Origin of the sequence: Winslowiella sp. 2C04, assembly GCF_050037805.1 — a bacterium.
Taxonomy (GTDB): domain Bacteria; phylum Pseudomonadota; class Gammaproteobacteria; order Enterobacterales; family Enterobacteriaceae; genus Erwinia; species Erwinia toletana_A.
This window is the reverse complement of the sequence record NZ_CP188300.1, coordinates 4,863,241-4,883,095: the sequence shown is the minus strand read 5'-3', so window position 1 is coordinate 4,883,095 and position 19,855 is coordinate 4,863,241. Positions and strand designations below refer to the sequence as shown.

Annotated in this window: 17 protein-coding genes and 1 pseudogene; 9 read left to right on the top strand and 9 right to left on the bottom strand. The window is 51.1% G+C overall.

Translation table 11 applies throughout. From position 1 onward, the window contains the following. Positions 1 to 65: 65 nt before the first annotated feature. Positions 66 to 734, bottom strand: coding sequence for a RadC family protein (gene radC / locus ACP3TC_RS22185; protein WP_313854555.1), 669 nt, complete (start codon positions 732 to 734; stop codon positions 66 to 68). A gap of 190 nt (positions 735 to 924) precedes the next feature. Here radC and coaBC point away from each other — a divergent pair, with 190 nt between their 5' ends. The 3 genes from coaBC (at position 925) to slmA (ending at position 3,286) form a co-directional block, all read left to right on the top strand. Continuing rightward, positions 925 to 2,139, top strand: coding sequence for a bifunctional phosphopantothenoylcysteine decarboxylase/phosphopantothenate--cysteine ligase CoaBC (gene coaBC, locus ACP3TC_RS22180; protein ID WP_313857838.1), 1,215 nt, complete (start codon positions 925 to 927; stop codon positions 2,137 to 2,139). Beyond that, a complete protein-coding gene (gene dut, locus ACP3TC_RS22175) occupies positions 2,117 to 2,575 on the top strand; it encodes a dUTP diphosphatase (protein ID WP_313854558.1) in 459 nt (152 codons plus the stop codon). The genes coaBC and dut overlap by 23 nt, the downstream gene beginning before the upstream one ends. 114 nt (positions 2,576 to 2,689) lie before the next feature. After that, positions 2,690 to 3,286, top strand: a complete 597-nt coding sequence (gene slmA, locus ACP3TC_RS22170; protein WP_313854560.1) for a nucleoid occlusion factor SlmA — start codon at positions 2,690 to 2,692, stop codon at positions 3,284 to 3,286. 4 nt (positions 3,287 to 3,290) lie between these two features. Here slmA and ACP3TC_RS22165 read toward each other — a convergent pair whose 3' ends face one another. From ACP3TC_RS22165 to rph, 4 genes are read right to left on the bottom strand one after another with little or no spacing between them, the layout of a single operon-like run. After that, positions 3,291 to 3,779, bottom strand: a complete 489-nt coding sequence (locus ACP3TC_RS22165) for a GDYXXLXY domain-containing protein (protein ID WP_426817268.1) — start codon at positions 3,777 to 3,779, stop codon at positions 3,291 to 3,293. Continuing rightward, positions 3,766 to 5,814: a DUF2157 domain-containing protein gene (locus ACP3TC_RS22160; protein ID WP_426817267.1), complete on the bottom strand. Its 2,049-nt coding sequence runs from the start codon at positions 5,812 to 5,814 to the stop codon at positions 3,766 to 3,768. Before ACP3TC_RS22160 ends, ACP3TC_RS22165 begins: the two co-directional genes overlap by 14 nt. 31 nt (positions 5,815 to 5,845) lie before the next feature. Then, positions 5,846 to 6,487 (bottom strand): orotate phosphoribosyltransferase, encoded by a 642-nt coding sequence (gene pyrE / locus ACP3TC_RS22155; protein WP_313854565.1) that lies wholly within the window; start codon positions 6,485 to 6,487, stop codon positions 5,846 to 5,848. Positions 6,488 to 6,544: 57 nt separating this feature from the next. Continuing rightward, positions 6,545 to 7,261: a ribonuclease PH gene (gene rph / locus ACP3TC_RS22150; protein WP_313854567.1), complete on the bottom strand. Its 717-nt coding sequence runs from the start codon at positions 7,259 to 7,261 to the stop codon at positions 6,545 to 6,547. 166 nt (positions 7,262 to 7,427) lie between these two features. Between rph and ACP3TC_RS22145 the strand changes: the two genes are divergently transcribed. Beyond that, positions 7,428 to 8,612, top strand: coding sequence for a NupC/NupG family nucleoside CNT transporter (locus ACP3TC_RS22145; protein ID WP_313854568.1), 1,185 nt, complete (start codon positions 7,428 to 7,430; stop codon positions 8,610 to 8,612). Positions 8,613 to 8,648: 36 nt separating this feature from the next. Here ACP3TC_RS22145 and ACP3TC_RS22140 read toward each other — a convergent pair whose 3' ends face one another. Then, the gene (locus ACP3TC_RS22140) at positions 8,649 to 9,086 is read right to left on the bottom strand and encodes a DUF3574 domain-containing protein (protein ID WP_313854569.1); all 438 of its coding nucleotides are present in this window, start codon (positions 9,084 to 9,086) and stop codon (positions 8,649 to 8,651) included. 127 nt (positions 9,087 to 9,213) lie between these two features. Here ACP3TC_RS22140 and ACP3TC_RS22135 point away from each other — a divergent pair, with 127 nt between their 5' ends. The 3 genes from ACP3TC_RS22135 (at position 9,214) to ACP3TC_RS22125 (ending at position 14,478) form a co-directional block, all read left to right on the top strand. Next, entirely contained in the window at positions 9,214 to 10,077 is an 864-nt protein-coding gene (locus ACP3TC_RS22135; protein ID WP_426817266.1) for a YicC/YloC family endoribonuclease, read from the top strand. A gap of 558 nt (positions 10,078 to 10,635) precedes the next feature. Beyond that, positions 10,636 to 12,009, top strand: coding sequence for a glycoside hydrolase family 28 protein (locus ACP3TC_RS22130; RefSeq protein WP_426817265.1), 1,374 nt, complete (start codon positions 10,636 to 10,638; stop codon positions 12,007 to 12,009). Positions 12,010 to 12,198: 189 nt separating this feature from the next. Beyond that, complete coding sequence (locus tag ACP3TC_RS22125; protein WP_426817264.1) at positions 12,199 to 14,478, top strand: FdhF/YdeP family oxidoreductase; 2,280 nt, start codon at positions 12,199 to 12,201, stop codon at positions 14,476 to 14,478. A gap of 54 nt (positions 14,479 to 14,532) precedes the next feature. On the opposite strand, the gene ACP3TC_RS22120 is transcribed toward ACP3TC_RS22125, so the two are convergent. Beyond that, the gene (locus ACP3TC_RS22120) at positions 14,533 to 15,057 is read right to left on the bottom strand and encodes a hypothetical protein (protein ID WP_313854579.1); all 525 of its coding nucleotides are present in this window, start codon (positions 15,055 to 15,057) and stop codon (positions 14,533 to 14,535) included. 672 nt (positions 15,058 to 15,729) lie between these two features. Here ACP3TC_RS22120 and ACP3TC_RS22115 point away from each other — a divergent pair. Next, positions 15,730 to 16,125, top strand: coding sequence for a polyketide cyclase (locus ACP3TC_RS22115; RefSeq protein ID WP_313854580.1), 396 nt, complete (start codon positions 15,730 to 15,732; stop codon positions 16,123 to 16,125). 6 nt (positions 16,126 to 16,131) lie between these two features. On the opposite strand, the gene ACP3TC_RS22110 is transcribed toward ACP3TC_RS22115, so the two are convergent. After that, a complete protein-coding gene (locus ACP3TC_RS22110) occupies positions 16,132 to 16,851 on the bottom strand; it encodes a helix-turn-helix transcriptional regulator (RefSeq protein WP_313854582.1) in 720 nt (239 codons plus the stop codon). Between the two features lie 480 nt (positions 16,852 to 17,331). Here ACP3TC_RS22110 and ACP3TC_RS22105 point away from each other — a divergent pair, with 480 nt between their 5' ends. Then, positions 17,332 to 17,949 (top strand): trimeric intracellular cation channel family protein, encoded by a 618-nt coding sequence (locus ACP3TC_RS22105; RefSeq protein ID WP_313854584.1) that lies wholly within the window; start codon positions 17,332 to 17,334, stop codon positions 17,947 to 17,949. Here ACP3TC_RS22105 and ligB read toward each other — a convergent pair. Next, a pseudogene (gene ligB / locus ACP3TC_RS22100) lies at positions 17,836 to 19,664 on the bottom strand (NAD-dependent DNA ligase LigB). The gene ACP3TC_RS22105 and the pseudogene ligB sit on opposite strands and share 114 nt — an antisense overlap. Between the last annotated feature and the right edge of the window lie 191 nt (positions 19,665 to 19,855).

The window sequence follows — 19,855 nt, the reverse complement described above, 5'->3', positions numbered from 1 at the left end:
GGCATCCGGGAACAAATCCGGCGAGAAAATGCGCAATACGCAGCCTTGTTGTCCAGTTGTCAGCGTTACAGCCAGCCGCGTTCAGCGAACGAAACATACTGACCCTGACCAATGACAAGGTGATCTAATATTCTGATATTTAGTAATAAACCCGCACTGACTATCTGGCGAGTAATATCACGATCGGCGGCACTGGGCTCAGCCATCCCCGAGGGGTGATTGTGCGCCAGAATTAGCGCCGCTGCATTGATTTTTAACGCTTCCCGCACAATTTCTCGCGGATGAACCTCAACGCTGTTGATACTGCCGGCAAACATCTCCTGCGAAGCGAGTACCCGGTGCTGATTATCGAGAAAAATAACGATAAAAATTTCGCGTTCCTGGTGCGCCAGCATGCTCAACAGATACTGATGCGTCGCCTGCGGATTCGCCAGTGCATCTTCGCGCGCCATACTGGCACGAAAAAAACGCCGCCCCAGCTCAGCCACCGCATGCAACTGCGCTAATTTGGCCGCGCCAATACCCGTTACCTCCGCCATTGCCTGCTTATCGGCGGTCATTACATGATACAGCGAACCAAATTGCAGCAGTAGCTGAGCAGCCAACGACATGACATCCTGTCCGACGGAACCGGTACGCAAAAATATCGCTAACAACTCCGCATCGGTTAACGCCCCCGCTCCCATCTGCTGCAACTTCTCCCGCGGCATTAACTGCTGCCATGATACGTTCATCTGTGCTCTCCCGAAATAAACGCACAATGCCCCGCACCCTCGTCGATGGACAGCGGCAAATTGTCAGCTTTCGCGCTGGCTCGCAAAGCTGGCAGTAAGCGGAAGGGACGAACAGCAGGAGTGTGATAAAATACACAAATCGTGACGCAATCAGGGCGTCAATCTGAATGTAGAGATGGCGGATAACATTATGATGGGATTAACCGGTAAACACATCGTATTGGGCGTTAGCGGCGGTATCGCGGCTTATAAAGCGCCAGAGCTGGTGCGTCGCCTGCGCGATCGCGGGGCGGAAGTGCGGGTAGTGATGACCGACGCTGCCAAAGCTTTTATCACTCCAATGAGCCTGCAGGCGGTGTCCGGTTATCCGGTATCCGATCATCTGCTCGACCCGGCAGCAGAAGCCGCCATGGGCCATATCGAGCTGGGTAAGTGGGCTGACTTAGTGATTCTGGCACCGGCCACCGCCGATCTGATTGCGCGCGTCGCTGCGGGCATGGCAAACGATCTGGTCACTACCATTTGCCTGGCAACCGCCGCGCCAATTGCCATCGCGCCAGCGATGAATCAGCAGATGTATCGCGCGATTCCGACCCAGCATAACCTGAAACTGCTGGCCGAACGCGGTGTGATGATCTGGGGCCCGGACAGCGGCAGCCAGGCCTGTGGCGATGTTGGCCCAGGCCGCATGCTCGATCCGTTAGCGCTGGTTGATGAAGCCATTAAATGGTCTTCCCCGGTCAACGACCTGCAACATCTCAATATTATGATTACCGCAGGACCAACACGTGAAGCGCTCGATCCGGTACGCTATATCAGCAACCACAGCTCGGGAAAAATGGGTTTTGCCATTGCTAAAGCCGCTGCCGCGCGCGGTGCCAACGTCACGCTGGTCGCCGGGCCGGTTGATTTACCGACGCCAGCATGGGTGAAACGCATTGATGTCACCACCGCACTGGAAATGCAAAAAGCGGTGATGGAACACATTACGCGTCAGCATATTTTCATTGGTAGCGCAGCCGTGGCAGACTACCGCGCGGCGACGATTGCCGAAGAAAAAATCAAAAAACAGGGTGATGAAGTTACCCTCACCATGGTAAAAAACCCCGATATTGTGGCGGACGTTGGCGCAATGAGCGAAAGCCGCCCGTATGTTGTAGGATTTGCCGCTGAAACCCAGAATGTGGAAGAATACGCCCAACAAAAACGTGCGCGGAAAAAGCTGGATTTAATCTGCGCCAATGATGTTTCAAAAGCCGGGCAGGGTTTCAACAGCGACACCAATGCTCTTCACCTTTTTTGGCAGGAGGGAGAAAAAGTCTTACCGCTCAGCGATAAGTCACTCCTTGGCCAACAGTTAATAGACGAGATTGTCAGCCGTTATGATGAAAAAAATCGACGTTAAGATTATGGATCCGCGTGTCGGCAACGAATTCCCGCTGCCAACCTACGCAACCTCGGGATCGGCAGGCCTTGACCTGCGCGCCTGCCTTGATGATGCCATCAATCTGGCACCTGGCGTTACCACGCTGGTTCCGACCGGTTTAGCGATTCACATCGCCGATCCCTCACTGGCGGCAGTGATCCTGCCACGCTCCGGGCTGGGCCATAAACATGGCGTCGTACTGGGCAACCTGGTGGGGCTGATTGACTCTGACTATCAGGGCCAGCTGATGGTATCCGTCTGGAACCGTGGGCAAGACAGCTTCACTATTCAACCCGGTGAGCGCATCGCACAGATGGTTTTCGTGCCTGTGGTTCAGGCCGAGTTTAATCTGGTCGAGGATTTTGATGCCAGCGCGCGTGGTGAAGGTGGCTTTGGCCACTCCGGTCGCCAGTAACACATAACGAACCATCCCCGTAACGATATAATTTTAACGCCGTGAGACGCCCTCTCACGGATGTTACGTGGGTATTTGCCCGTTTATGGTGAATTTTCAGGGGTCTTTTAAGTCATGGCAGAAAAAAAGAGTGCGAAAAGGAATCGTCGCGAGGAGATATTGCAGGCTCTGGCGCAGATGCTGGAGTCCAGTGATGGTAGCCAGCGTATCACTACCGCCAAACTTGCGGCCAATGTTGGCGTGTCCGAAGCGGCGCTTTACCGGCACTTTCCCAGTAAAACGCGGATGTTTGATAGTCTGATCGAGTTTATTGAAGACAGCCTGATAACCCGTATCAACCTGATATTAAGTGATGAAAAAGAGACGCTGCCACGCCTGCGCCTGATCGTTCAGCTTATTCTCGGCTTTGGTGAGCGTAATCCGGGCCTGACGCGAATTCTGACTGGTCATGCGTTAATGTTTGAACAGGATCGCCTGCAAGGCCGTATTAATCAGCTGTTCGAGCGAATTGAAGTCCAGTTACGCCAGGTGATGCGCGAGCGCAAAATGCGGGAAGGCGAAGGTTTCACCACCGATGAAACTCTGCTGGCCAGCCAGCTGATGGCCTTCTGCGAAGGTATGCTGTCACGCTTTGTCCGGTCCGAATTTCGCTACCGTCCAACCGCCGATTTCGAAGCGCGCTGGCCACTACTGGCTGCTCAGCTGGTATAAAGGGCTAAGGCGTTGCAGGTAAAGGCTTAAGTTGTTCGTCGAGTAAAGCCACCAGCAGCGCCGTGCCATCCTCCGCGACACGCAGTTCACCGTAACGCGCATCAATATAATCTTTCGCATGACCTTCCTCGAAGAACCACACATCACTGGCAACCGCTATTCCCTGATTACCACGATGCGCCTGCAGATAATACTGATTCTCCTTTAACGGCTGTCCGCGATCCCAGCCGGCCTCGGTGGCAATCCGCTGCGGATTCAGCGTAACAATCAGCCGGTGATTGCCGGGTATCTCAGTGCTGCGCAAATGACTGTTCAGCGCATAGTTCAGCGCCATATAATCTCCCTGCATCAGCGCACGCGGATCTACCGGTGCCAGCTCCAGCCGCATCACACTGCCACTGCCCAGCAGCTGCTGCTTCTGGTATATCGCCAGGTTAGCCGCCAGCAGAATCAGCGCTAAAACCACGAACAGCAAGCCTTTACGCATCCTCACCTTCCTGTAAACGACGATGTGCCAGCACAGATATCGCAATTAACAATGCTCCGGCGGCGAACAGCATTAACGCTTTATCCAGCAGGGAAATGCCGAGGAAGTAATACCAGTCGAGCGTATACAGCCCCATCAGCACCGCTGCCGTCAGCATCAGGACTTTGCTGTTCTGGTAACGCGCCAGCAGCAGTAACAGCCAGGTCAGCGCGATACCCGGTGCAAACAGGCTCATCGCGGCCAGCACCGTGGCAATCAACAGCAGTTGCCAGGCACCCGGCATACCTTCGCGTCGGCCGAGAATCAAAGCCGCGATCAGCAGACCAGCGGCAATGCCCTCGTTAAGCGTGGAGAAATCGCTATCACGCGGAGCAAACTCCTCTATTAACGCCAGGCCATCCAGCGGCACAGAACCATAGAAACACAGCAGCAACAGCCCGCAGCTCATCCCCGATAATACCGGTCGAAAACGCCAGCTGTAGCGATCGTCAATACCGGCAAGAATGATACCGACGGTAACCACCGCCGTAGCCACCACTGGCAGACTGCTGGTGTACCAGGTCAGTCCACCAATCAGGAAAAAGATCAGCGCTGCGCTGTTAAGGAAGCGATAAAAGTTATTGCGAAACAGAAGAAACAGTAGCGCCAGCGCAGGCACAAACATCAGCCACATCTGCCCGCTGATCCAGCTACGTTCATCTGTCCATAGCGCCACTGCCGTACAGACACTAAGCGTACAGGCTATCGCCCAGGACAAACCAATCTGCTGCTGAGCAAGCCCCGATTTGCGCAGCAATAGCCCGCCGGGGATGCCACAAACCAGCGCCATCAGTAAAAAAGTGCCGGCATCAAACCGATCGAACAATCCGTAAAGAAAACAGGCCAGCACCAGCAGCGCAAAAGCCAGCAGCCCGGCAAACCAGCCGCTGATTACCAGCGCGGCGCGCACGTACCACGGCAGTTCATCATCTCTTTCTTGCTGCAGCTGGCTGATCTGCTGCGCGGTTAAGAGCGACTGCTGCTGTAAACGCAACCAGAGATTTTGCTGCTCGTGCCGCTCTTCGGCCGGCGATTGCGGCTCTTCTGCCCGCCACTTCATTATCCAGCTGCTGGCCTGCACCGCACACAGAGCGAGTACTACCAGCGCTACCACCAGGGTGAGAATAATATCGATGCCGATAAACAGCCGCATCGCGCCAGCCACCAGCAGACTGCTGATGCTGAATAAACCACAGGTAAGACTAAACAGATCGCGTTGATGATGATAAAACAATCGCCAGCCGCCGATCAGTAACGCCAGCCACAACAGTGCGCTGACAGCACCGGAGAGTGAACGATCATCAAACAGCGCGCTGGCGGTGGCTATTGTCAGCGTCACCAGCGTCCAGAACGCCATTATCCGAAACAGCCAGTCGGTGCGGCGGGTCGCCGTAAACCAGGCAATCAGCGCGACAACCAGCGCCAGCTGATAAATCAGGCTGAAATTCTGCAGAAAGGGAAAGTCCTGCCAGCCACCGAGCCACAGCACAAAAGCGATATTGGCAACTAAATAACAGAGAAACCACAGCGCCGTCAGGCGGGCAAAGCAGGCTAAGGCAAACAAAGCCATCGCCCAGGCACGGAATAAGGTCCAGCTTTCGGCACCGGTCTGATAAATCTGACCATATACTGCAAACAGCACGCCAATCAGTATGCCAATGGCGACTAACGCCAGTCGCCCGCTCAGCTGTGCCCAGCGCCACCAGACCACTATCGCCAGCGCGACGATCGCCCCTTCAACCAGGGCAAATTTAACCATCCGTGGTAACGCCGCCCAGTTCCATGCGAAAAAGAACATCACGCCGCATACCATGGCCAGTGTGCCGATCAACGCAAAGGTCGCGCGCAGAAACAGCAGCCATCCCTGCGCATCCGGACGCGCACCAATTAATTGCAGAATAGCGTGATGAGTTGCTGATGAAATAAAGCCCTGAGACTGTAACCGCCGCACCGCACGACCCACTGCGGTTGCGGATTTTCCTGCATATAGATGGTTTTCCACGCGTTTTCTCCGCGCCAGTCAGGGCGTTTTGTCAGATGCCGTACTCTTTACGATAAGCACGAACTGCCGCCAGGTGGTCGGCCATTTCCGGCTTCTCTTCGAGATAAGCGATCAGATCTTGCAGAGTGATGATGGAAGTCACTTTGCAGTGATAATCGCGCTCCACTTCCTGAATCGCAGAAATATCCGCACGTCCACGCTCCTGGCGATCCAGTGAAATCAGTACTCCGGCCAGCGTCGCACCCTGTGCCGCAATGATCTCCATCGATTCGCGAATTGCCGTTCCGGCGGTAATCACATCATCGACCAGCATAATACGGCCCTGTAACGGACTACCGACCAGCATCCCGCCTTCGCCATGATCTTTTGCTTCTTTACGATTAAAGCAGTATGGCACATCACGCTCATGATGATCGGCCAACGCAACCGCCGTGGTGGTCGCAATCGGGATACCTTTGTAAGCCGGCCCAAACAGCAAATCAAAATCGATAGATGAATCCACCAGCGCCTGGGCATAGAAACGGCCCAGCAGTGCCAGGTCGCGTCCGGTATTAAACAGACCAGCGTTAAAGAAATAGGGACTCTTACGGCCTGACTTCAGCGTGAACTCACCAAATTTTAATACCTGCTTGTTCAGTGCGAACTCGATAAACTGGCGCTGCCAGGGTTTCATAGGTCTCTCCTCAAATTTTAATCATAAAAAAGGCGACTCTCTGGTCGCCTGTAAAAATCAGTTTGCTAACGCCGCTTTCTGCGCCTGAATTAAGCTGTCGATGCCACCTCGCGCCAGCGCCAGCAGCTTCAACAGCTCGTCGTGGCTGAACGGCTCGCCTTCAGCCGTTCCCTGCACTTCGATCATCCGACCGTCTTCAGTCATTACCACGTTCATATCAGTTTCGGCCGCGGAATCTTCCACATACTCAAGATCGCATAGCGCTTCACCGCCCACAATGCCGACCGAAATTGCCGCGACCATCCCTTTCATTGGGTTCGCTTTGAGTTTGCCCTGCGCCACCAAATGATTCAGCGCATCGGCCAGCGCCACACAGGCACCGGTGATGGACGCCGTACGGGTGCCGCCATCGGCTTGCAACACATCGCAATCAAGAGTGATGGTAAACTCGCCCAACGCTTTCAGATCCAGCGCTGCACGCAGTGAACGTGCAATCAGACGCTGAATTTCCAGAGTACGGCCGCCCTGCTTGCCTTTCGCCGCTTCACGCGCGTTACGGCTATGAGTGGCGCGTGGCAACATGCCGTACTCGGCGGTCACCCAGCCTTGCCCCTGCCCTTTCAGAAAGCGCGGCACGCCTTCTTCGATGGTAGCGGTGCACAATACTTTAGTATCGCCGAATTCAACCAGCACAGAACCTTCTGCATGTTTGGTGTAGTGACGGGTCAATGTGACGGGACGCACCTGTTGTGCGCTACGGCCTGCTGGACGCATGGTTTCTCTCCGGCTTGCGAATAATGGCTGCGCATTATACGGACTTAGGGCGCTGCTGCCTACCGACGCCTGAGCGCAATATTTTTTAATTCCGAAAACAGAGAGTTAATGAAAAATGCCGTGAACTGTGTATAAATGCGTCTTTTCCCCCGTAAGCTAAACTTTTATGTCTAACCTTCTACATTTTTTACTGGCGCTGGTGGTTGTTTTTGCCCTTGCGTTGCTGGTCAGTCATGACCGCAAGAAAATTCGTCTGCGTTATATCGTGCAACTGTTGGTAATTGAAGCGGTACTGGCTTACTTCTTCCTGCACGCGGCCAGCGGTTTATGGGTGATTAAGCATGTTTCCGGCTTCTTCGAAACGTTGCTCACCTTCGCCGCGCAAGGTTCCGACTTTGTATTTGGCGGCATGAGCTCACAAGGTCTGGCATTTATCTTCCTTGGCGTACTCTGCCCAATCATCTTTATTTCGGCACTGATTGGTATTCTGCAACACTGGCGCATTCTGCCGCTGCTGATTCGTCTGGTTGGCACGCTGCTGTCGAAAGTTAACGGCATGGGCAAACTGGAGTCATTTAACGCCGTCAGTACCCTGATCCTCGGCCAGTCGGAGAACTTTATCGCCTATAAGGGCATTCTGGCTGATATCTCGCCGCGTCGCCTCTATTCGATGGCAGCAACCGCCATGTCGACCGTTTCACTGTCGATTGTTGGTGCGTATATGACGATGATCGATGCGAAGTATGTTGTTGCGGCGCTGATTCTCAATATGTTCAGCACCTTTATCATTCTGTCGATTATCAATCCGACACCGGCAGGTGATGAGCCAGAGATTAAGCTGGATAAGCTGCATGAAGATCAGAGTTTCTTTGAAATGCTCGGCGAATACATTCTGGCCGGTTTTAAAGTCGCGATGATTATTCTGGCGATGCTAATTGGCTTTATTGCACTGATTGCGGCGGTCAACGCACTGTTTGCCGCGGTATTTGGCATCAGCTTCCAGCAGATTCTTGGCTATGTTTTCTGGCCGTTTGCCTGGCTGATCGGCATTCCTGCACAGGACGCATTGCGCGCCGGCAGCATTATGGCTACCAAACTGGTCGCCAATGAATTTGTTGCGATGATCGAGCTGAAGAAAATCGCCGCAGAAATGACGCCGCGCGGGCTGGGCATTCTGTCGGTGTTCCTGGTTTCATTTGCCAACTTCGCGTCCATCGGCATTGTTGCTGGTGCGATTAAAGGGCTGAACGAGCAGCAGGGAAATGTGGTTTCCCGCTTTGGGTTGAAGCTGGTGTATGGCGCGACGCTGGTCAGCCTGCTGTCGGCAGCCTTTGCCGGACTGATGCTGTAAAACGGTTTCCGGCGGTGCCAGCCGCCGGAAATTCATTCAGAATGCCACACACACCGGGGCATCAACCCGCATCACCGAATCCTGATTAAAACGCTGTTGGTAAAGAGTGCGCAGCGCTTCAATCCGCTGACCACTTTCATTGTCCGTACCATGAATCAGCAACAGCGCTTTGCTGTCTTCCCGTGCCAGCTTGCCATCATTGCCCAACCACTGCCCCCTGGCCTCAAACACCGACAGCCCGTCTTTAAAGCGTGGCGTCACGTCTTTATCGATAAACGCTTGCCACTCCGCAGGGCTAATCACTGGCCCGTTCGGGCGGTTCATTCCAAAGTAGAGTGTGGTTTGCATCATGGCATCGCCGATAGCGCAAACCGGCGCGGTCGTGGTTTTCTGCGGAGCAACACAACCGCTGAGAACTAACGTCGCGGCCACCATCATCAGTTTTACGCGCCGCGGATTTATTATTATTGCCATCGTTAATCCTTATTGAATTGAAGAGAACTGCATCAGCCAAAATAATGGGTTTTGACGGGAATGCCTATCATGACCGGCCTGCCATCGCTATAATTCATTTATCTTTCTCAGCATACAGGTACGCAAAATGATCCGCAGCATGACAGCCTACGCACGGCGTGAAACCAAAGGCGAATGGGGCAGCGCAGCCTGGGAACTCCGTTCCGTTAATCAACGCTACCTGGAAACCTATATCCGCCTGCCGGAACAGTTCCGCAGCCTGGAACCGGTGATTCGTGAGCGCCTGCGTAACCGCCTGACGCGCGGAAAAATCGAGTGTAACCTGCGTTTCGATGCCGATCCCAGCGCACAAAGTTCACTGATTCTGAATGAAGCGCTGGCTAAGCAGCTGGTGCAGGCGGCCAACTGGGTCAAAATGCAGAGCGACGAGGGTGAGATTAATCCGGTCGATATCCTGCGCTGGCCTGGCGTGATGTCAGCACAGGATCAGGATCTTGATGCCATTACTGTCGAGCTGATGAAGGCGCTCGACGGTGCGATTGATGATTTCATTGCTGCGCGTGAAAGCGAAGGTGCTGCGCTGAAATCACTGATTGAACAGCGTCTGGAAGGTGTCAGTAGCGAAGTCACCAAAGTCCGTGCACAGATGCCGGAAGTCGTGAAATGGCAGCGTGAGCGTCTGGTCACCAAACTGGAAGAAGCGGAAGTTCAGCTGGAGAATAACCGGCTTGAGCAGGAGCTGGTGATGATGGCCCAGCGTATAGATGTCGCTGAAGAGCTGGATCGCCTCGATGCGCACGTTAAAGAGACCTATAACATTCTGAAGAAGAAAGAGGCGGTAGGTCGTCGTCTCGACTTTATGATGCAGGAATTTAACCGCGAATCTAACACGCTGGCGTCAAAATCGATTAATGCTGATATCACCACTTCCGCCATTGAGCTAAAAGTGTTGATCGAGCAGATGCGTGAGCAGATTCAGAATATCGAATAAACCTTGCACGCCAGTTATATTACAAATAAAGCCCTGTTTTCAGGGCTTTTTAATTTCACGATTTGACTCAGCCGATTTTAAGCAAGCGAGCTGCTCCAGCCCTAAATTTAACCCTCGGCAGGAAACTATCAGCCTGGTCAGACGGAAATAATTCGGGTATTCGCAGCATCGTGCTAATACCCCCTACTCACTCTATGATGATGATCTGCCTGCCTTTTTTCTTATCAGCGTGCATACAGAGAGTCATGATAATGACAAGCTCATTTCATCACGCCAACTCAATGAGCATACCTGGCTTTATGTCATCGAGTATGGAAGCGGTGGCGCCACAGTGCCTTTTATTTATCGTTATTATCTTGCCGATAATTGTCATATGTTCCTTTTGGATCAATGCAGCCATTCTTTGTAATCGCCCATCATCATTCAGGCATTTGCCTATAATTTTGCGCGAATAACCGACTGTCATCACGATTTGCGATCGCCAGAGTTATGCCGGTTTACCGAACTCTGTAGATTAATGAAACAGTGTTTCATTAATCTACCCAGCAAAGGATCAGCATGTATACTCGTCTTGTGTTACCTGTAATGGCTTCCTGCCTGTTCGCCACTGCTGGCGTCGCTTCTGCCGCCTCGTCCGTCAAATTTCCGGATAAGGTCTGTGATGTCACGCAATACGGTGCTGAAGGCCATCGATTACAAATTGCGTTAAATACCGATTCTTTCCAGAAAGCGATAGATGATTGTGCAGCTGCCGGCGGTGGTACGGTGCAGGTTCCTGCCGGGAACTATCTGGTTAATCCGCTATTTTTGAAGAGTAATATCCGACTGAATCTGGCAAAAAATGCCACTATTGTCGCCTCCACTGAGGTTAGCGCTTATCGGGCCAGTCAAAAAAATAAGCATGGCGAAGCCGAAAATAAGTGGCTGCCATTTATCAGTATTGCCGACGTCAGCAACGTCGCCATTACCGGTGAAGGCACCATTGATGGCCAGGGTGCCGTATGGTGGGAAAGATGGCGTGAGAACATCCGCGCAACCGGCAAAAAAGGCGGTACCGATCGTCCGCGCCTGATTTATATGACCCGCGCTGATAACGTACTGGTAGACGGCGTTCACCTGACTCATTCGCCAAGTTTTCACGTTGTGATGCGTAATTCCAGTAATATCGATATCAATAACACCAGAATCACTTCACCCTGGCATGCACCTAACACCGATGCCATTGATCCGATTGACAGCCGAAATATCCGCATCACTAATAACTACATTGACTGCAACGATGACCATATTGCGATCAAAGCAGAGAAACCCTCAGCGCGTTACCCTGATGGCGCGGTAGATAATATTTATATCGCCAATAACACCTTATTACAGGGGCGGGGCATCTCCATCGGCAGTGAGACTTCCGGTGGCGTCAATAACGTGCTGGTGGAAAATAATCGGTTTATTGGCTCGATGTATGGCATCCGCATTAAAACGCCGCGCGGTAAAGGCGGTGAAGTAAAGAATATCGTCTACCGCAATACCACCATGGTTGATGTCGAAGTGCCGCTGGTCTTTTCTGGCTATTATAAGGCGGCGCCTATCGTGCAAGCCGAAGTAGACAAAATGGTGGCCGAGGGTGGATTTACCCTCGGTGAGCAAATCTATCCACCGGACAATGATGCAAAACAGCCATTTGATGCGGTTAAAACGCCTCACTTCAGCAATATTACCGTATCAAATCTGACCTCCACCGGTAACAGTAAAGCGGCGGCCTTTATTATCGGTGTGCCGGAAGCGCCACTGAGTGGTTTTACTTTTGAAAATGTCCGTATTGATGCCAACGAAGGCGTGCGGGTGCGCAATGCTGAATTAACTACCAGCGGGTTAACTCTTAATATCAAACAAGGCCCGGATATGATTCTCGATAAGGGCGCAGTGATTGATTAACGACTGGATACAGAACTAACGGTTTTTTTCGGTGGGACCACGGTCCCATCTTTGCTGAAATCACCTCACCCCCCTGCCCTGATAGCCCTTTTGGCGTAAAGATTTATCGCCGTCTAAGCTAAACCCATTAACTGGTTTCAGTTGGTTGCCAGCAACCTTTACCCTAAAGCAAGTCGTGCAGGAGTACATATGATAAAAAAAAGACGCGCAGTTCCGGGAATTCACTCGTATGACGGCCCCGCCGGTGGCTGGGGCGCGCTGAAAGCGACGGCAATCTCCGTGCGCACACAAATGGATGCGCTGGAAGCGCCGGGAACGCTGTTACGCACCAATCAACCAGACGGCTTCGACTGCCCCGGTTGTGCCTGGCCAGACAAAGAGCACCACTCGACATTCCAGTTTTGTGAAAACGGTGCGAAAGCGGTGACCTGGGAAGCGACCAGCAAACGCGTCACGCCGGAGTTTCTGGCGCAGAACACCGTCAGCTCACTGTTGCAGAAAACAGATTATGAATTAGAGGGTTATGGCCGCCTGACGCATCCACTGGCCTATGATCCTGATACCGATACCCTGCGCGTGGTCGAGTGGGACGAGGCTTTCAACCGTATCGGTGAAATTCTGCGTAATATGCCGTCGCCGGACCAGGTGGAGTTTTATACCTCTGGCCGTGCATCCAATGAAGCTGCGTGGCTGTTTCAGCTGTTCGCCCGCGAATACGGCACCAATAACTTTCCCGACTGCTCCAATATGTGCCACGAAGCCACCAGTGTTGGACTACCGCAGTCGATTGGCATTGGCAAAGGCACCGTATCGCTGGATGACTTCGACGATGCAGAGCTGGTTATCTCAATCGGGCATAATCCGGGCACCAATCATCCACGTATGATGGGCACCCTGCATGAACTGGCCCGACGCAACGTGCCCATCATCGTGTTTAATCCGCTGCGCGAACGCGCACTCGAACGTTTTGCCGATCCGCAGAACGTGATTGAGATGGCAACCTACAGTTCAACGGATATCGCCTCGACCTACTTTCAGGTCAAAGCCGGTGGCGACGCCGCCGCTCTGAAAGGAATAATGAAGGCGCTGTTGGTACTTGATGATGAACAGGGCAATGTTATCGATCGTGATTTTATCGCGGAACATACGCAAGGCTTTGATCTCTCAGTTGCCGATATGTCTGCTACTGACTGGCAGGATATCGAGAATGAGTCCGGGCTGACGCGCCAGCAGCTTACACAAGTCGCGGTCGCCTATGCTAAATCCAATGCAACCATCGTGACATATGGCATGGGCGTAACCCAACATAATAAAGGCACTGCAACCGTGCGCTTAATTGCCGACCTGCTGTTAATGCGTGGGAATTTTGGCAAGCCGGGTGCCGGGATTTGTCCGCTGCGCGGCCATTCCAATGTGCAGGGCAACAGAACCGTCGGCATTACCGAGAAACCTTCAAAAGCCTTTTTGGCACAGCTGGAAAAGGTATTTGGATTTGCTCCTCCAGAGCAGCATGGGCACGACGCGGTCAGAGCGATGCAGTCAATGGTCGACGGCACGTCGAAGGCGCTGATTTGTCTTGGCGGCAATTTCGCCGTCGCCTTACCCGACCCCGAAAAATGTTTTCCGGCAATGAAAGCGCTGGATTTAAGTGTCCATATCGGTACCAAGCTTAATCGTTCGCATTTACTGGTTGCCAAAGAGAGCTATATTCTGCCTTGTCTGGGCCGCACTGAGCTTGATACGCAGGCCACTGGTCGGCAGGCAATAACCGTGGAAGACTCGATGTCGATGGTGCATGCTTCCTCAGGCAAACTTAAGCCGGCTTCGCCGCTGTTGCGCTCGGAACCGGCAATTGTCGCCGGCATGGCCAGCGCGGTGTTACCAGACACTAAAGTACCCTGGGCGGAACTGATAGCGGATTACAGCAAGATTCGCGACCTGATTGAGAAAACCATTCCGGGTTTTGACAACTATAACCAGCGCATCGCTATCCCGGGTGGATTTCGCATGCCACTGCCTCCTACCGAACTTAAGTGGCCAACCGCCTCAGGCAAAGCCATGTTCTCAGTGTTCAACGGGGTTCATGAGGATGCCGATGTGCAGGGTGACGACGTGCTACGCCTTATTACGCTGCGCAGCCACGACCAGTACAACACCACGGTGTATGCGATGGACGATCGTTATCGTGGCGTATTTGGTCGGCGCGATATCCTGTTTATGAACGATCTCGATCTCGATAAACGCGGGCTGGAGCATGGCGATTTAGTGGATATAGAGACCGTGGCATCCGGAAGAAAGTTGCGCCTGGAAAATATCACGGTTATTGCTTACAACATCGCCCCCGGCTCGGTTGGCGCTTACTATCCTGAAGCCAACATTCTGGTTCCGCTTGACTATATTGACAAAGAAAGCGGAACACCATCATATAAATCAGTCCCGGTACGAGTGATGCATTCCGCATCCGTTTAGCTGACAGCCAATAAAACCAAGCCCGAGTCATTACGGGCTTTTTTTTATGCTCAGTTAGCTAAAACTATTAAAATAGACAAAGGAAACCTTCGACAGTGTTACGAACATAATATCGTCTTTGATTCCATATTTTTTCTTTAAAAAATACTTGGTGTTAATGACTGTCTTTTCCTGCACACCAAGAAATGCAGAAATCATGCTCGCGCTCCATTTCTTATAATACAAAAATAAAAACAACTTTTCAGTCTGAGACAGCATCACTTCTCTAAGAAACAAACCTTGCTTAGCCGATAAATTAAAGAACAGCTGATAAATACCGGACAGTGAGGTATGAAGACTAATCAGAATAATACGACCACCAATATTGATGGGACTGTGATGCTGATGTGTAAAAATGACAATAATTTCACTCTCATCTTCGAGAGACTTACTGACTAATGATTCCAGTTGCTCATAATATTGGTCAGTAAAACATATCCTTTTTGAAAAGCCTGACTTACCCCTGTCATTTTTTAAATAAGACACGACTGAAGAAATAGAAAATTTCAGCAAGCTGTCGTTCGAATGGACGCTATACATTTCAGTACCCCGAATAACGTAAGCTGATCCATTCCGGATATTGATAACTTTCCGGAAGTTAAGATTCTTAATTAATCGCCAAAAATCAATCGATATTAATTTCAGAAGATAATTATTTCTTCTTTTTGTAGATAATTTTAGTTCTTGATGAGCGACTCAAATGCTTATAAAAACAAAAAATAATCACAAACAACAATAAAAAAACGATCAATATTAAGCCCGGTGTACTCATGATACTTTCCCCCGATATGGCCAGAGAGAGAAATATATTTAATTATTAACCATTGTTCAACCCTAAATGATTGGTTTGCCAGGTTCTCAGGCATAAATAAGACAATCCTTAAAATGACTGTTCATTAAATCTTAATTATCATTCCTGGTCTGAAATGAGAATACCAAAAAAAGCCTTAAATTTCATAATCAAATGGAGTTTTATGCAGTAATACTGCATCTGAAATATGAAATTATTAATCTATCGACATCTGTGCAACGTGTTTAATCCCGCATAGTAGCTTTTCCTTTCAATCTGGCAGGATCGGCAGCGCTCTGTGTACCTGTCAGCGATGGAAAAACCTGCGCCAGCTCACTACTGGTGGCTAATTCTGTTCGTTCCGTTTCCTTCTGTCAGGTTCAGTGCTTAAATCATTTATCGACCCTATTTCAGGAGATAGCATGCTGCCATCACGCTCGATCAGCCTGACCATTCCACGCAACTGGATGGATCTTTATGAAACCATCTGGAAACCTGAATATTTCTCAAAGTGGGCCTCTGGCCTGAGCCACGCACCATTAGTTCAGGAAGGACATTACTGGAAAGCTAAAGGTCCGGAAGGCACGATAAAAATTCGCTTTACCGGATACAATGCATTAGGTGTGATGGATCACTACGTAGATACCGGCTTTGGTAAAGAGATTTATATACCGATGCGCATTATCGCCAATCAGGAAGGGGCTGAAGTTGTCGTCACCATTTTCCGCCAACCTTTGATGTCAGATGAGAAATTTGAACACGATATTGCGTGGATAAAACGCGACCTGCAAACCTTACATGCGCTAATGACTTCCTGACAGCGCCTATCTGGTATTCTTCCATACCAAAGGTGGCATGATTTTGTCAGTACGAATCTCTGCCACCTCTTTCTCTTTAGGCCGACAGCGCAGCATGGTTACGATCATTCTTAACTCATCAATTACCGCAAACAGATCGGCGATGTCATGCCTGCTATGAATCTGCAAACGCGTCAGTGCGTTCAGTTTATGTGCGTATACCGTTTTATCGGTAATACCCAGCCGTTGCCCCACCTGCTCTGCACTGTATGACCATGAAAGCATTAATAATATTTTCAACTGACGATCGGAAAGCATCACATCTGCACAATGATCATTCTGCAGCTGCCCGCGTAACCCCATCAGTTCAGTGGTAAGCAGCCAGGATAACTCAACCAGCGGCGTCTTGAGGGATATGACATTAACGGTGGTAAAATACTGCATAAATGCAGAAAAAATCGGAAGGAGTTTGCAGGTAATAATTAACTGGCGAACATCCGGATAATTTCGCTGATGGGTAAAGATGCGTTGAAGAACTCCGCCTAACGGCATATTTTCATGAAATAAATAGACAACCAGCTTTGGCCGATATTTTTCACAATGGAAAACAATGTCATGCATATCTTCCACTGCCAACACTTTCAACTTTACCGGTAAATGATTCAAAACTTCACATAACCCTGCTGCTGCCAGGGCATCTGAAGAAAAAAAGATGATATCATGCTTGTGTGTTTTCATTCCGCTCATTAATACCTGTGTATCATCTTGATTAGACGCAAGAAAAAAAAGCCACTTTGCAATTGGCCCCAGATCAAATATTTATTATCAACAGATAAAATAATTACGTATTTATCTTTCTCATCTGCAAGCGATGATAAATACCGCACGTTATGTGCTATATAATTAACGCGACACTTTTCAACAGAATCTAAATGGTTTCATAAATATTTTATAAATTTATGCAGCGATACCCTCGCCATCAGTGGCATATTATCTCTTGCCGATGATCAGCTTGCAGAGACACAGACATCCGGATTTAAGCGATCTGCTAATAAATTAAACTAATAGTGCCACTGCAAAGATTTTTATATAACCTGTTGTTAAATATGCTATAAACAGCACATCATCATCAGTTAAATTAATCCTGACCGATTACCCTTAGAAAATCTCAGTGGTCTTCCGTGCATTAAGCACTTAGTCTTGCCGGCGATTTTTCAGGAGTTGCCCATGTTACTTACCGTCCTCTATATCATTGGTATTACTGCAGAAGCGATGACCGGCGCATTGGCTGCAGGACGTCGTAAAATGGATATGTTTGGCGTAATTATCATCGCGTCTGTTACCGCTATTGGTGGTGGATCGGTGCGCGATATGCTGCTTGGCCATTACCCCCTTGGCTGGGTTAAACATCCGGAATACATCATGATTGTTGCTGCTGCCGCGGTAGTCACTACCGTGGTTGCTCCACTGATGACACACCTGCGCAAAGTCTTTCTGGTGCTTGATGCGTTAGGTCTGGTGGTGTTTTCAATTATTGGTACTAAAGTGGCGCTGGATATGGGGCATGCATCGATCATTGCGGCTATCAGCGCGGTTATCACCGGCGTATTTGGTGGCGTATTACGCGATATGTTCTGTAACCGCATACCGTTGGTGTTTCAGAAAGAGCTTTACGCCGGTATTGCCTTCGCCTCCAGCTGGCTTTACATCTTGCTGCTGAAGACTCCTCTGTCACATGAGTTCATCATCATTATTACTCTGCTGGCTGGCTTTATTGCCCGATTGCTGGCGCTGCGCTTCAAGCTGGGACTGCCAATCTTTAACTATCCGCACCCCGAACATTAAGGCGCCTGGAAAAACTGCAACATCTGCACCTGTGCGGGCTAAGGCATTTCAAGCTCCTGCTGCAGAAAAGCGATCAGGCTTCTGACGCTTTCATCAGCAAGAAAAACGGTGATGCGCTTCGCCAGCGTCTCACCAACGCCTGGCAGCGTTTGCCAGCTTTGCTCATCCCGATCCAGCAATTGCTGCCAGCTGTTATCCGGCATGGCATTCAGGGCCGCTTCCGGTAGCGGGACGCCAAGCCCCTTAACCCAGCGTTTAAAAGGTTGCTGACGGCTCAATTGGAAGCTGTGCCAAAGGTGCTGCGCTCTGGCTTCACTGATCCCCGGCAGGGCATGCAGTTGTCCAACGCTAACCGTGAGCCATGAAAACAGATGACTGAAGCTGTCCATCTGCATTAATCGCTGCCAGCTACGGCGCTGGATGCCCGGCATATCCAGCACCGGTTTCTGACTGAGCCAAGCTAATCGCGCGAGGAACTGCTCACGACACACCGGCGTGTTTTGCAGACAACTCAGATAATGATGATCCTGCGGATCGGGCGCGATCGCTTTTTGCCGCTGCTTTACACGCCACACTACCCCCTCGAAGCGCGGTATCCCTTGCCCTGCCAGACCGATCGTCACCTGGTCACCGGCAACGATATCCGCTTCTTGCCAGCGTTGAACTGAGCCCAGACTGACCCGCCGCACGTTTTTATCATCCAGCTGTACCGGCACTACATTCAGCACCACGGCAATTTTTCCGGTACGGCCAATCGGAAAATCAATCGATATCACTTCCGTAGCAACCACCGGCGGTGGATATTTCCATGCGGCAACTTCATCACTCTGCCCCGGCAACCAGTGTTTGCCGGCCGAACGCTGCTCACGTTGTAACACCACGCCATCAGTGACAAAAGGAAGCGGCTGCCTGAACCACTGCTCGCGCCAGTGCGCGGCCTGATCAACGGTTTCAATGCGTTCTGTCCAGTGCGATTCCACACCAAAACCAAAGGCACTGAGCTGAGCTAATCGCTCCGACAGCGATAAAGGGCCATCGGGCCAGGCCCAGATAAATATTCCCAGTTTGCTAAGTAACGGAGAATCGCTGTGGCGCATCAGCGCCCCCGCCACCTGAGCACGCGCATTCGCGCCGCCTGCGATTGCCTGTTGATGATCGGTCATCGGCAGATACAGTTCGCCTTGCAATACAACTTGTTGGCGGTCGGTAGAGATTTTCTGCGGTACTGCTGTGATTTTTTTCACTTTTTCAAGCCATGATGCTCCCTGCTTTCCGTTGCCACGGCTGATGGCATCAACCAGCTTTCCCTGCTGATACACCAGCGTAACCGCCACGCCATCCACTTTGGGTTGAATCCACAGCGCATCTTTGTCCTGCATCCAGTGCGCAACCGCCTGCTGGTTCGCCAGCTTTTTTACCCCGGTGTGAGCGACCGGATGGTAATGATTGCCCTGACCGGTTTGCGGCTCGCGAGGTGCCTGCGCGGGCTGAAAACAGCGCTGCCACTGCTGCAAACGCAGGTGCAGGCTGTCATACAGTGCGTCATCGATCGGGCTTTCGCCTTGCTGGTAGTAAGCTTCATCCCATTGATTAAGCTGATGTTGTAATTGCGCGATCTCCTCGCGTGCGGTTACCGGCGCCCATACCGGACAGATAGCCTGCCCGATCGGACTGAACAACAACGCCGTTAGTGCCAGCCAGCGCATCCCTGCCATGGTGTTTCTCCTTTATTGACCTGCTACCAGTAAAGAGGGCTGCGGTTAAAAACACCATCGGCAGCTGCAAACGCTGGAAAGCACGTCCAAAAGATTTTCTGCAAGGCGAAAAATGACCGATAAAACTGCGTAGTTTGCCGAGGAAAAGAAGAAAAAACGTCGCGGAAGAGTGCAAACGCTGCATGGCGGGC